Raw genomic sequence first — 13,107 nt, 5'->3', positions numbered from 1 at the left:
CACGCGATCGATCGATGAACTCAGATGACCTTGCCGTGTTCGCGCACGTCGCGAAGACCGGCAGCATTTCGCGCACCGCCCTGGAGCTGGGCGCGAACCAGTCCACCGTCAGCCGCCGCATTGCGCTGCTCGAAGCCGAACTGGGCGTGCGCCTGTTTCGCCGCAGCGGACGCGGCGTGGGCCTGACCGAGCGCGGCGAACAACTGCTGGGCTACGCGCAGACGCTCGAACGCACGCTGGATGAAGCGCGCGGCGCAATGCGCAGCGGCACCGAAAGCGGCCCTGCGGAACTCGCCATCGCGGCGCAGCCCACCATCGCGCGCATCATGTTCGGCCAGCTCGGCCATCGGCTGCGGGCGCGTTATCCGCATACGCGCGTGCGTTTCGTGGAAGGTCTCGCGAGCCAGCTTCTCGGCCGCCTGAACGACGGCGAGATCGACCTCGCGATCATGTATGTGCCCGAGCATCGCGGCGCGACGCAATTCGATCCGCTGCTCGCGGAGGAGTTGTGCCTCGTCGCGCCGCCGGATTTTGCCTTGCCTGATGGGTCAGTCGATGTGCGCACGCTCGGCGAGATCCCGTTGATCCTGCCGAGCACGCATCATGGCCTGCATGTATTGGCCGAATCGCTCGCGGCGCGGCATGGTTTTACGCTGCAAATCGCGCTCGAATGCGATGGCTCGATCTCGCTGACCAAGCGCCTCGTGATGGCGCGCTGCGGCTGCACCTTGCTGCCCGCGGCCTCCGTAATCGAAGAGGCCGCGTCGGGCCGGCTGCAATGCCGGCCGCTCGCGAATCCCGCCGTGGTGCGGGACGTGGCGATTGCATGGCCGCTCAATCGCGTCATGCCCGATGGGGTATGGCGAGTCGCGCAAATGATTCGCGAACTCGCGGCCGAGCTGGTGGCCTCGGGCGAGTGGCCGGGCGCGACATTGCCCGACCCGACTCCCGAGGAATAACCGACCGCTCAGGCGCGGCTCAATTCGCCGTCGTTGAGGCGCCAGATCGCGAGCGGATTGCCGTGCTTGAGCGCATCGGGCAGCAACGCATCGGGCACCGCCTGATAGCACACCGGCCGCAGGAAGCGGTCGATCGCCGCCGAGCCCACCGAGGTCGTGCGCGTATCCGAGGTCGCCGGGAACGGTCCGCCATGTACCATCGCGTGACTGACTTCCACGCCGGTCGGGAAACCATTGAAGAGCACGCGGCCCGCCTTGCGTTCGAGCGTCGGCAAGAGCTGCTGGGCGTACCCGTAGTCGGCTTCGTCGAGTTGCACGGTCGCCGTCAACTGGCCGCTCATGCGGCGCAAGACGGTTTGCAGTTCGTCGATGTCGCGGCATGCCACGATCAGCGAACTCGGCCCGAACACTTCCTCGTGCAACGCTTCATCAGCGAGGAACGCGCTGGCATCGGTGCGCAGCAGCACCGGCACCGCGTCATGCGGCGCCGATGCATCGGCGCCGCGCGCAAGCGTCGTCACGCCGTCTCGCCCGGCGAGATGCGCGATGCCCCGGCAGTACGCCGCGTGAATATTCGGCGTGAGCATCGTCGCCGCGGCCTTCTTTTCGAGCGCCTGCGCCGCCGTGGCGCAGAAGGCGTCGAGTGCTTCGCCTGCCAGCGCCAACACGATGCCCGGGTTCGTGCAGAACTGACCCACGCCCATCACGACTGAATCGGCGTAGTCGCGTGCGATCTGCTCGCCGCGCGACGCCAGTGCGTGTGGCAGGAGCACGACTGGATTGATACTGCTCATCTCCGCATAAACGGGAATCGGCTCCGTACGCGCCTGGGCGATGCGCTGCAACGCCAGACCGCCTTGACGCGAGCCCGTGAAGCCCACGGCCTGAATCTCGGGATGCGCGACCAGTGCTTCGCCAATCCACGTACCCTCGCCAGCCACGAGCGAGAACACGCCTGCGGGCATTCCCGTTTCCTGCGCGGCGCGAGCGATTGCGCGCGCAACGAGTTCAGACGTACCCAGATGCGCGGGATGCGCCTTGACCACGACCGGACAGCCCGCCGCGAGCGCGGACGCCGTATCGCCACCCGCCACCGAGAACGCCAGCGGGAAGTTGCTCGCGCCGAATACGGCGACCGGCCCGAGACCGATACGCCGCAAGCGCAGATCGGGACGCGGCAACGGCGCGCGTTGCGGTTGCGCGGTGTCGACCACCGCGCCATGCCAGCGCCCGGCGCGCACGACGCCGGCAAACAGCCTCAACTGGTTCACGGTGCGCATGCGCTCGCCTTCGAGGCGCGCGATGGGCAGCGCCGTTTCGAGGTGCGCCCGCTCGATCAGCGCGGGGCCGATATCGAGAATGGCTTGCGCGATCGCTTCCAGAAACGCCGCGCGGCGCTCGTCAGGCAATTGCCGATAGGTATCGAACGCTGCGCCAGCGAGCGTACATGCACGTTCGACATCGGCGGACGTGGCCGCGCCGAAGGCCGGTTCGAGCGTTTCGCCCGTTGCGGCGGCCAGCGCGCGCAGCGCGCCGCCCGTGCCCTTCACGGCTTCGCCGCCGATGATCATCTCGCCTTGCAGGTCGAATGAAACTTGGGATTGCATCGTGTGTGGTCCTTATTGGGCGAGCCGGGCGACCGGCGTGATCTGAAGCGGGTCGGTGCGCAATTCGATCAGCGCCGCCACGCCTGCGCGTTGTGCGCGCTCGAAGGCCGCCGCGAAATCTTCGGTGCGCTCGACGCGTTCTGCGTGCGCGCCGAATGCGCGCGCCATCGCCACGAAATCGGGATTGATGAACTGGGTAGCCGAGACGCGTCCCGGATACTCACGCTCCTGGTGCATCCGGATCGTGCCCAGCATGTTGTTGTTCACGAGAATGACGATGAGCGGCGCGCCGAACTGCACCGCCGTCGCCAGCTCCTGCGGATACATCATGAAACAGCCGTCACCCGCGAAGCACACCACAGATTGCTCCGGATTCCTCAGTTTTGCCGCGATTGCCGCGGGGAATCCGTAGCCCATCGCGCCATTGGTCGGCGCAAGTTCGGTGGCCATCTGACGATAGCGATAGTAGCGATGCACCCAGACCGTGTAATTGCCTGCGCCGTTCGCGATCACCGCATTCTCGGGCAGCACTTCGCTCAGGTGCGAGACGACCTGGGCCAGATCGACGCCACGGATTTCCGCCGAAGGCGCGGGCGGCGTGGAATGCGCCACATAGTCGGCACGCGCCGATTCGGTCCATGCGTGCCAGCGCGCGCGCGTTTCGCTCGCAACCGGCGCCACGCCATCGAGCGCACGCGCGAACGCGGCCAGCGAGGCGTTGATCGGCAGGCGGGCCTGATAGACGCGGCCCAGTTCCTCGGCATCGGGATGCACGTGGATCATGGTCTGCTTCGGCGTCGGGCTTTCGAACAGCGTGTAACCCGACGAGGTCGTTTCCGCCAGACGCGAGCCGATCACGATCAGCAGATCGGCCTCACGCGCGCGCTGCGCGAGTTTCGGCGAAACGCCCAGGCCAAGCTGGCCGACGTAATGCGCGTCGCGGTTGTCGAACAGATCCTGGCGGCGGAACGAAGCCGCCACCGGCAGATTGTTCGCCTGCACGAAACGTTTGAGCGAGGCGCATGCGGCCTCGTCCCAACCCGTGCCACCAACGATCACGAGCGGACGCTCGGCAGCCTCCAGCAGCTCACGCACCGCGTCGAGCGATTGCGCTTCAGGGGCGGCCTGCGCGACACGCACCGCAGCGGCGTCGGCAACCGTTGCAGCGCCGAACAGCACGTCTTCCGGCAGCGCAATCACGACCGGGCCAGGGCGGCCCGACAACGCGACGCTAAACGCCTTGGCGATGATCTCGGGAATGCGCTCGGCGCTCTCGATCTGCGTAACCCATTTGGCGATACCGCCGAACATCTGGCGATAATCGACTTCCTGAAACGCGCCACGGCCGAGAAAGCCCTGCTCGACCTGCCCGATGAAGAGAATCATCGGCGTGGCGTCTTCGAACGCGGTATGCACGCCGTTGCTCGCGTGCGTCGCGCCCGGACCGCGCGTGACGAAGCAGATGCCGGGGCGGCCCGTGAGCTTGCCGTAGGCGTCGGCCATATTCGACGCCGCGCCTTCGTGACGCGTCGTGATGGTGCGCACGTTGTGCGTGTCGTGCAGCGCGTCGAGCACCGGCAGATAGCTTTCGCCCGGCACGCAATAGACGGTATCGACGCCATTGCCGACGAGGGCATCGACGAGAATACGCCCGCCATTTCGCGAGAGAGTGGATGCGGATTCAGACATATGAGTGGCTCCTTGTGACGGATCGCCGCGCAACGACGCGCGTAGCGGAATGCTGAAATTATGGTTGGCCCGCGCGAGCGCGGCCGTGCGCGCGGCGCATAGCAGCTATGCGTGATATGCGCGGTATGCGTGGCAGGCGCACCTGAGTGCGCAAATAAAAAAACGCCGTGCATGAGCACGGCGTTCAAATCGAAACCTGCGTACTACGGGTGCTACGTGTTGCTCAAGGATTCGGCACGTACATCGGCATCGCTTCTTCCCAGAGCGTGTCCGTGATCGCATGCGCGTGGCTGCCGTCGGCGTTCATCACCCAGTTCTGCCCGTCGGGCTGGAAGCTGTTGTCGTAGAGCGCGAGTTCGTCGCGGAAGCCATATTCACCCGAGCAGTACGCGATGCGGCCATCGTAAGTCCACACGGCGTGACCCTGATTCGAGCCCGGCTTCGTGAGACGGCGCACGTCGCTGCCGTCCGGCTTGATCGTGTACACGTCATAGTGGAACTTGTTCGGATCGGTCGGGTTGACTTCCTTGCGCGTGAAGACGATCTTCGTGCCGTCCGGCGACCAGCCCGGCAGATTGTCTTCGCCCGTCGTCAGGTCCGTGGTCTTGCGCGTCTCCAGATCGAGAATACGCAGGCCCTTCTGCTTTTCGCTCCACACGCGATAGACGATCTTCGTGCCGTCCGGCGAATAGCTCGGGAAGCCCGCGTTGACCGAGCCATCCGTCAGCTCTTCTGGATGGCTGTCCATGCTGCCATCGGTCTTGATGCGCACGATCTTGCCGGGACCGCCTGCACGCGTGAAGAACCAGCTGCCGACGCCGAACGCCACCCACTTGCGATCGGGCGACCAGGTGGGCTGGAACGCGCCTGCGAGACCCTTCTGGACCAGACTCGGATCGAGCCCGCTCTTCGACGCATCGTAAATGCGCTCATAACCGGAGAGATCGGCATTCACCACTGCGATCGACGAATTGATCGCTTTCTCCGTATAGACCAGTTGCTTGCGGTCGGCGGAGAGTTGCGGGAACACGTCGATATAGGTGTATTTCCAGTGCGGATCGAAGCTGAAGAGCGGCGTGCCGTTCGCGCGTGCGGGACGGAACGAGACCTTTTCATAGACGATCTTCTTGCCGTCTTCCGAATAGTGCGGCGAGCGAATGCCCGTGTCACGCGTCGCGCGCAGCAGGCCTGCCGTGGTGTTGTAAAGCCCTTCGGTTTCGCCGCCCTTCACGTGATACGCGACCGTGGTGTCGTTCAGGTATTGCGGAAACACCTTGAAACCAGGGGTCGACGTGAGTTCGCTGCGCTCGTGCGTAGCCAGATCCACCGAGACGATCTGCGAGACCACGTTGTTGATGCCTTCGGGACGATGCGCGCCCCAGGTCGATTCGACCGGCGTTTCATAGAACGCCACGCGCTTGCCGTCGGGCGACCAGGTGGGCGAGCCTTCGTCGTAACCGGCGCGCGTGGCGACCTGCTGCCAGCCCGTGCCGTTCGGATGAATGATGTAGATGCTGCTTTCCTGCGTGCGCTCCCAGCCCACCGGCAGGTTGTGGCCGCGCCAGTCGCTGCCGATATCCGAGGACAGCGCGATCCACTTGCCATCCGGCGACCACGACGGCCGGAAGAAGCTATGCGGCTTCGACGGATCGAACTTGATATTGCCCGTCACGTTCTTGAGCGCGCCGGTGGCGATATTCAGCGTCCAGATGTTGGTCGTACCGAAATCGTGCGCGCCGCGACGCGACGAAACGAAGGCGATGACGTTGGGGTCGACCGGCGAGATCACGGCCGCGTCGTCGACTGCGATGTGATTGGTGAGCTTCTGAAGCTGCGTGCCGTCGACCTTCACACGATACAGATCCGACTCGCCGAGTCCCGCGCGCTCGGAGGTAAAGACGATCCATTGACCGTCTTTGGAGAATGAAGCGTGATAGTCGAAGCCCTGACTGCCGAGCAGCTTGTGCTCGTCGGAGCCATCGGCGTTCGCAATATACAGATCCGATGTGACAGGGCCGAGTCGGTTCAGCAACAGCGTGCCTTCGGTGGCTGCGAACGCGTGCGTCGACAGCAGGACGCAATTCCCCGCAAGGGCCGCAACCGCGGCGATATGCCTGAATTTAAGCTTGAATTGCACTGCAAGTGCCTCCTGTATTTATCCGTGGCCGCGCGCCATCTTGTCGTGGTGTCTCGCTGTCGCGGTATCGCCCCAACGGGGCCGTAAGCGTTTGTTTTAAATGTCTGATCACCGGACAAGGGTAGCGGCGTCGATCGTAAGGTTAGCGATTCCGACGCCGCGCGTCCCTGAACAAAACACACTTTCGCTGGGACTTTTTGGCGAGACGGCCGCGCCGGAGCCGCGCCAGGCCGTACGTCTCCCTCCCGCGACTTTCAATTTATGTCGAAAAGTGCCAGCGAATCGGCCTTTTGTATAAGGGCACGCGAGCGGCCTTGACCTACTATCGTCGCCAGCCGGAGACATCGGCTTGCCATCGCCAGATGGATCGATAGATGGACCCATAAGCGTGATCAATAGAAAACGTAAAAGGCCGGAGACAATGAAGACGACACGAAGCGCGCTACGCAAGTCATTGATTGGCATTGCGATGTTTTGCTGTTTTGCCGAATTCGCTCACGCGGAGGTCTACACCGCACCGAACGGTTCTGCTCCCCCACAAACCGAAGACGACCGCCCCAACGGCGCCGCACCGAAACCCAACGCGATTCAGGCCGACGACGGCGCACCGCCCCTCGTCTGGAACGACACCTATATCGGCTATCGCTATGGCAGCGATTTCCACTATCCCGGCGTGAAAGACAAGGTCGCGCAGAATATTGGCTACCTCACGACGATCGGCGGCTTCCGTTACGGCAGCTATGCGTTCAACGTCGATTATCTGGTCTCGAACTCGGCCAACCCCGAAGCGGGCGGTCCTTCATCGGGCGGCGCGCAGGAAGTCTATAGCGTGGGCCGCGTGGAGTTCAGCGCGGGCAAGATCCTCGGGCATTCGGTGGGCTATGGGATCGTGCGCGATCTGGGCGCGACCATCGGCTACGAGTTCGGCGTGAAGAACGATGCGTACGCGGAGCGCGCACGGATGCTCGTGTTCGGCCCGACCGTCGAATTCGCCATTCCGCACGGCTTCGCCAACCTGACGGTGGGCGGCCGTACGGAAAGCAATCACAACGGCATTTCCGGCGTGGATGTGCACTTCCATACGGCGTGGCATATCGAGAGCTCGTGGCTCGTGCCGTTCCGCATCGCGATGGTGCCGCTTGAATTCCGCGGCTTCGCGAGCATAACGGGGCCGAAGGGTAAGGACGGCTTCTATACGGAGACCACCACGGAAATCCTGACGCGCATTTCGCTGCTGGCCGATGTGGGTTCGTTCATCGGGCATCCGCGCACGGCGTATGTGGGCGTGGGCTACGAGTACTGGCACAACATGTACGGCACGCCGTCGAGCGAGACGGTGAGCACGAAGACCTCGGCGCCGATGGTGTTGGCGGAATTGCACTTCTGATCGGCACTGATCAAAGCGGATCGAAGCTCATCGCCATAAACGAAAAAAGGGCGGCGCGCAAATTGCGAGCCGCCCTTTTCTATGTGCAATGAAAGTCAGGCTTCCAGTTGCTCCAGCACTTTGCCCTTGGTCTCGATGCCAAGGAAATGCACGACGATGGCCGCGAGGAACGGCACTGCCGCGAGGATGTAGAACGCCACATCCAGATTGCCGCCAATCATCGTCTTCGACACGATGGTGGGCGCGAAGATCGCCGCCACCTTCAGCCATGCGCCGCCCACGCCGCAGCCCATTGCGCGGATGCTGGTGGGGTACAGTTCCGGCGTGTACACGTAAGCGGTGATAAAACCGCTAGCCAGCAAGCCGAGCGCCAGCGCGCAGAACGTTGCGACCACATACACCGACATCGCGTGGCACACGCCCGCCAGTGCCAGCGACACCGCACAAAGCACGAACGACACGTTGATGATGGGCTTGCGGCCCACTTTGTCCACCAGCAGCGCGCAGGTGAGCGAGCCCACCACGCCCAGCACCGAAGCCGCCACCGCCAGGTTCAGCGCGAGTTGCAGCGGCGCGTGATAAACGGTGCGATAGATCGTGGGCAGCCACGTCGACAGCCCGTACTGGATGAAGCCGCAGGTCATCCAGAGCATCGCCACAGCGGCCGTGCGCTTCAGATAGGCCTTGCCGAACAGGTCCTTAACGCTGCGCTTCGGATGGCGCTTGGCGAGCGCATCGAATTCAGCAGCGTTCGTGACCGGCGGCAGCGGACCCTTCGCCGTGCGTTCGAACGCATGCACGGCGGCATCGGCGTCCGCAAGCCGTTCGCGTTCGGCCAGCCAGCGCGGCGATTCGGGCACGAGCTTGCGCAGCAGGAAGAACAGCACCAGCGGCATGCCGCCGATGAAGTACATCACCTGCCAGCCAAAGCGCGGCACGATCCATGCGCCCAGTGCATTCGACGCGAGCAGACCGATCGGGAACACGACTTCGTAAAGGAGAACGAAGCGTCCACGACCATGCGCGCGGCTGACCTCGTTGATATAAGTCGCCGCCACGGGTAGCTCGCCACCCAGGCCAAAGCCCTGGATCACGCGCAGCGCCGCGAACACGGCAAAGCTCGGCGCAAAGCCGCAGGCAATGCTGGTCACGCCGATAATGCCGGAGCTCCACGCGATGGCGCGCACGCGGCCATGGCGTTCCGCGAGCCACGGAAACAGGAAGGCGCCGAACAACTGGCCGACCGAGCCCGAGGCGATCAGAAAGCCGATCTCCCAGGGCGTGAGATGCCACTTCTGGATCAGGATCGGCAGGGTCGCCGCGATGGCGATCACGTCGAAGCCGTCGAAGAAGGTGGCGAGGCCGATCAGGATGCGCGCGCGCACCTGCATGGCGTTGGTCGGCAACCGTTCGAGGCGTGCAATGATCGAGCCGCGCGTCAGCGGCTCGCGCACGGGCGACTCGTCGGGCGCAGCGGCAGCGCCGCTGTGGCCGAAGGGGGTATCGAGAATTCTCATGCCTGTGGTCCCGTCCCGTAGGTTCGGTGTGTGACTGGGTTCGCCTTGGTTTCGCCTGGCGTTCGCCTTAGGCGAGCGCCTTGCTGGTGTCGACCAGCGCCGCGAGATCCACCGCGCGGCCCTGATTCATCCATTTGCGCGCGAGCTTGAGATCGCGCGCCGAGTTCACGGCGATCACGCCGCGCAGATGCCCTTGTTCGACGAAGAAGAGCGTCGCGCGCTTGTCTTCGAGGCTGCCGCGCAATGCAGGCGTCGCGCCCGCCGGAATCTCGCCGAGAATCTGCAGGTTCACGTCGTACTGATCGGACCAGAACCACGGAATCTCCGCATACGGCGTCTTCACGCCGAGCACGGCCTTGGCCGCCGCAATCGCCTGGTTCTGCGCATTGGCCCACGATTCCAGCCGCACGCGGCGCTTGAGCCACGCGTTCGGATGGTTCGCCACGTCGCCGCACGCGAAGATGTCGGCGTCCGAGGTCTGGCCGAACTCGTCGACCACGATGCCGTCCTGCACGTCGAGTCCCGCCGCTTCGGCAATCGCCGTGTGCGGCGCGAGGCCGATGCCGGCCACCGCGAAATCGCCGTCGAGCGTGCTGCCGTCCGCGAAGGTTGCGCGCACACCTTCCTCGTGATCTTCCAGCGAAACGAGCTGCGCGTTCAGGCGAATATCCACGCCGTTCGCGCGATGCAGGTCGAGCAGGAACTGCGAGACTTCATTGGGCAGCGAGCGCGCGCACAGACGCGGCGCGCCTTCGATCACCGTCGCCGCGACGCCGAGCTTGCGCGCCGTGGCCGCCACTTCCAGACCGATCCAGCCGCCGCCCACCACCAGCACGCGCTGGCTACGGCGCAGGCGTTCGCCCAGCGCCATCGCTTCGTCGAGCGTGCGCAGATAGGTCACGTGCGCGCTCTTCGCAACGCTCGCGGGCAGCTTGCGTGCCGCGCCGCCCGTGGCGATCACGAGGCGGTCGTACTTCACCTCGCGGCCCGAGCGCGTCGTCACAGTGCGATTCACGCGGTCGATTGCCGTCGCGCTGTCGGGTTGCCACGCTTCGATATTCAGGGCTGCGAATTCATCGGGCTTGGCAATGCGCACCGTTTCGATATCGGCCTCGCCCGCGAGCACGGCCTTCGAGAGCGGCGGACGCTCGTAAGGCAGATGCGTTTCGTCGGCGATCATCACGAGGCGGCCCGCAAAGCCTTCCTGACGCAGCGTCTTGACGACCCAGCCCGCGGCCTGGCCGCCGCCGATCACGACGACGGTGCGCGGCGCGTCCACCGCATCGGCATCCGCATGGCTATCAATCACGTCGCTCATTGCTTGCGCTCCGTCATGAACTTGCCCTTCGGCGCTTCGGCGTTCTTCTGGCGACGCGTATTGCCGTCGAGGCCGCCGTCGATGGCCCATTCCGCGAACACGGTCGGGCCCGGTTCGAATTCACGCGGTTGCCATTCGGGCGTGAGAATATCCTCGTCGGCGTAATACTCGATCAGGCCGCCGGCCGGATTCTTGAAGTACCAGAAATACGCCGACGACACCGGATGGCGACCCGGGCCAAGCTGCGTGGTCCAGCCGCAACGGCTGATGTGCAGGCCGCCGCCGAACACTTCGTGAATATCGCGCACCGTGAAGGCCACGTGATTCAGGCCCTTCTTGCCGTCGGGCAGCGCGAGCAGGAACAGGTCGTGGTGACCGCCGTGCGGCGCGCAGCGCATGAACGCGCCGCGATTCGGGTAACGGTCCGAGGTCTCGAAGCCCAGCAGGTCGTGATAGAAGGCTTCCTGTTCCGCGAGGCAGTTCGTGAAGAACACCACGTGGCCCACTTCCACCGGCTCCGCGCGTTCGTAGATCGGCGATGGCGTATCCACACGCAGCGTCTGGCCCCACACGTTCGAGGGCGAACCCTGCACGTCGACGTCGCGCTTGCGCGTGACTTCCACGCGAATCGCCATGCCAGCCGGGTCGAAACAACCCACGCCTGCTGCATCGGTGTAGTAGCCGGGCTGGCCTTTGAGGCGCTCGCGCAGCGCGTTCAGTTCGTCGCTGGTCGCCACGCCCCACGTCACTTCACGCAGCGTCGGGCCTTCTTCGAAGGCGGCGGGCAGCGTGGGATCGTTCGCATCGACGGCAAGCACGGTGCAGCCGTTGAGCGTTTCGAAGCGCGCGCGCGTTTCGTCATGCGCGGTCTCCTTCAAACCCCAGTCCGCGAAAAAGCGGCGGCAGGTTTCAAGGTCGGTCACGCCGTAGGTAATCTGTTCGATGCCGAGAATCGTCATGTTTCTTGCTCCGTGCGCGTGCGCTCAGGCGTTGGCCCAAGGCAGCGGTGCGTCGTTCAAGCCCCAGTAGAGGCTCTTTTGCTGCATGTATTCGCGAATGCCGAGGCGACCTTTCTCGCGGCCCATACCGCTCTCTTTCCAGCCCGAGAACGGCGTGGAGATCGAGAACAGCTTGTACGTGTTGATCCAGACCGTGCCCGCGTCGAGCTTGCGCGCAACGCGCCAGGCGCGCTTGTAGTCGCGCGTCCAGATGCCGGCGGCAAGGCCGAACACGCTGTCGTTCGCTTCTTCGAGGAGCGCGGCTTCGTCGTCGAACGGCATCGCCACCAGCACCGGCCCGAAAATCTCTTCCTGGCAGATGCGCGCGCTGTTCTTCAGGCCTTCGAGAATCGTCGGCTGATAGAAGAAGCCGTTTTCGCGGTTGTCGCCAACAGGACGCTCGCCGCCGCACAGCAGGCGACCGCCCTCTTCCAGACCGATCGCCACGTAACGCTCCACCGACTCGCGGTGCTTCGCCGTGATGAGCGGACCCATCTGCGTCTGTTCGCTCGTGGGATCGCCCACGCGCAGCTTGCGCGCGCCTTCCACGAGACGCTTCATGAACGAGTCGTAGATCGAGCGCTGCACGAACAGGCGCGAGCCCGCGATGCACGCTTCGCCCGACGAACTGAAAATGCCGTACAGCACGCCGTTGACCGCGTGGTCGATATCCGCATCGTCGAACACGATGGTCGGCGACTTGCCGCCCAGTTCGAGCGAGACCGGCATGAGCTTGTCCGCCGCGATGCGCGCGATGCCGCGGCCCACTTCGGTGCCGCCCGTGAACGACACTTTCTTCACGAGCGGATGGCGCACCAGCACGTCGCCTATCACCGAGCCCTTGCCCGGCAGCACGCTCACGATGCCCTTGGGCACGCCCGCTTCTTCGCAGATGCGTGCGAGCGCAAGCGAAATCAGCGGCGTGACTTCGGCTGGCTTGAGCACCACGGCGTTGCCGCCTGCCAGCGCGGGTGCGAGCTTTTGCGCGTCGGAGGCGATGGGCGAATTCCACGGCGTGATGGCTGCGATCACACCGATCGGCTCATACACGCTCATGGTCAGATAGTCGCCGCGCGAAGGGGTCAATTCTTCGTCGAGGGTTTCGAGGCAGGCCGCAAAATAGCGGAACGTGTTGGCGGCGCTTGCCACCAGCACGCGCGTTTCGTTGATCGGCTTGCCGTTGTCGCGGCGCTGCAATTGTGCGAGCGCTTCGTGGCGCTGCATGATGAGGTCGGCGATGCGATAGAGCACGAGCGCGCGCAGATGCGGCTTCATGCTGGCCCACGGGCCTTGCTTCCATGCGGCGTGCGCTTTTTCCACCGCCTCGGCGGCGTCTTCGGCACTCGCCGTCGAGACCTCCATGTTGAGCGACTGGTCAGCCGGATAAAGGCTCGCGAAAGGCGCGGCGCGGCCCTGGCGCCATTCGCCGCCAATCAGGATATCGCCGTTCGGGACGAGGCTCGTATCGAAGGGGGTCATGTCAGAGGTCTCTCTG

The 13,107-nt window shown here is 64.5% G+C and carries 9 protein-coding genes; 2 read left to right on the top strand and 7 right to left on the bottom strand.

The features are described 5' to 3' along the window. Positions 1 to 14: 14 nt before the first annotated feature. The gene (locus U5782_RS19910) at positions 15 to 959 is read left to right on the top strand and encodes a LysR family transcriptional regulator (RefSeq protein ID WP_322045593.1); all 945 of its coding nucleotides are present in this window, start codon (positions 15 to 17) and stop codon (positions 957 to 959) included. An 8-nt stretch (positions 960 to 967) separates the two neighbouring features. Here the strand turns inward: U5782_RS19910 and U5782_RS19905 are convergent, their stop codons facing one another. The 3 genes from U5782_RS19905 to U5782_RS19895 all read right to left on the bottom strand — a co-directional run bounded on the left by U5782_RS19905 (position 968) and on the right by U5782_RS19895 (position 6,392). Then, positions 968 to 2,566, bottom strand: a complete 1,599-nt coding sequence (locus U5782_RS19905) for an aldehyde dehydrogenase (NADP(+)) (RefSeq protein WP_322045592.1) — start codon at positions 2,564 to 2,566, stop codon at positions 968 to 970. Positions 2,567 to 2,578: 12 nt separating this feature from the next. Then, positions 2,579 to 4,255, bottom strand: a complete 1,677-nt coding sequence (locus tag U5782_RS19900; protein ID WP_322045591.1) for a thiamine pyrophosphate-binding protein — start codon at positions 4,253 to 4,255, stop codon at positions 2,579 to 2,581. 223 nt (positions 4,256 to 4,478) lie between these two features. After that, a complete protein-coding gene (locus U5782_RS19895; protein ID WP_322045590.1) occupies positions 4,479 to 6,392 on the bottom strand; it encodes a hypothetical protein in 1,914 nt (637 codons plus the stop codon). A 421-nt stretch (positions 6,393 to 6,813) separates the two neighbouring features. On the opposite strand from U5782_RS19895, the gene U5782_RS19890 reads away from it, so the two are divergent. Further along, positions 6,814 to 7,779, top strand: a complete 966-nt coding sequence (locus tag U5782_RS19890; protein ID WP_322045589.1) for a hypothetical protein — start codon at positions 6,814 to 6,816, stop codon at positions 7,777 to 7,779. Between the two features lie 95 nt (positions 7,780 to 7,874). Here the strand turns inward: U5782_RS19890 and U5782_RS19885 are convergent, their stop codons facing one another. The 4 genes from U5782_RS19885 to U5782_RS19870 all read right to left on the bottom strand — a co-directional run bounded on the left by U5782_RS19885 (position 7,875) and on the right by U5782_RS19870 (position 13,091). Continuing rightward, positions 7,875 to 9,296: an MFS transporter gene (locus tag U5782_RS19885; RefSeq protein ID WP_322045588.1), complete on the bottom strand. Its 1,422-nt coding sequence runs from the start codon at positions 9,294 to 9,296 to the stop codon at positions 7,875 to 7,877. A gap of 67 nt (positions 9,297 to 9,363) precedes the next feature. Beyond that, positions 9,364 to 10,614 carry an NAD(P)/FAD-dependent oxidoreductase gene (locus tag U5782_RS19880; RefSeq protein ID WP_322045587.1) on the bottom strand — a complete coding sequence of 417 codons (1,251 nt, stop codon included), beginning with the start codon at positions 10,612 to 10,614 and terminating at the stop codon, positions 9,364 to 9,366. Beyond that, complete coding sequence (locus tag U5782_RS19875) at positions 10,611 to 11,573, bottom strand: VOC family protein (protein WP_322045586.1); 963 nt, start codon at positions 11,571 to 11,573, stop codon at positions 10,611 to 10,613. The genes U5782_RS19880 and U5782_RS19875 overlap by 4 nt, the downstream gene beginning before the upstream one ends. A gap of 24 nt (positions 11,574 to 11,597) precedes the next feature. Beyond that, on the bottom strand, positions 11,598 to 13,091 hold the full coding sequence (locus U5782_RS19870) for an aldehyde dehydrogenase (protein WP_322045585.1): 1,494 nt from the start codon (positions 13,089 to 13,091) through the stop codon (positions 11,598 to 11,600). Between the last annotated feature and the right edge of the window lie 16 nt (positions 13,092 to 13,107).

This window comes from Paraburkholderia sp. J67, from assembly GCF_905220265.1.
Taxonomy (GTDB): domain Bacteria; phylum Pseudomonadota; class Gammaproteobacteria; order Burkholderiales; family Burkholderiaceae; genus Paraburkholderia.
The sequence above is the reverse complement of the archived record's forward strand: the minus strand, read 5'-3'. Positions and strand labels throughout refer to the sequence as shown.

Bases quoted from the DNA above. Each gene is read 5' to 3' on its own strand.
- U5782_RS19885 (WP_322045588.1), bottom strand. From the start codon at position 9,296: ATGAGAATTCTCGATACCCCCTTCGGCCACAGCGGCGCTGCCGCTGCG.
- U5782_RS19880 (WP_322045587.1), bottom strand. From the start codon at position 10,614: ATGAGCGACGTGATTGATAGCCATGCGGATGCCGATGCGGTGGACGCG.
- U5782_RS19890 (WP_322045589.1), top strand. From the start codon at position 6,814: ATGAAGACGACACGAAGCGCGCTACGCAAGTCATTGATTGGCATTGCG.
- U5782_RS19905 (WP_322045592.1), bottom strand. From the start codon at position 2,566: ATGCAATCCCAAGTTTCATTCGACCTGCAAGGCGAGATGATCATCGGC.
- U5782_RS19875 (WP_322045586.1), bottom strand. From the start codon at position 11,573: ATGACGATTCTCGGCATCGAACAGATTACCTACGGCGTGACCGACCTT.
- U5782_RS19910 (WP_322045593.1), top strand. From the start codon at position 15: ATGAACTCAGATGACCTTGCCGTGTTCGCGCACGTCGCGAAGACCGGC.
- U5782_RS19900 (WP_322045591.1), bottom strand. From the start codon at position 4,255: ATGTCTGAATCCGCATCCACTCTCTCGCGAAATGGCGGGCGTATTCTC.
- U5782_RS19870 (WP_322045585.1), bottom strand. From the start codon at position 13,091: ATGACCCCCTTCGATACGAGCCTCGTCCCGAACGGCGATATCCTGATT.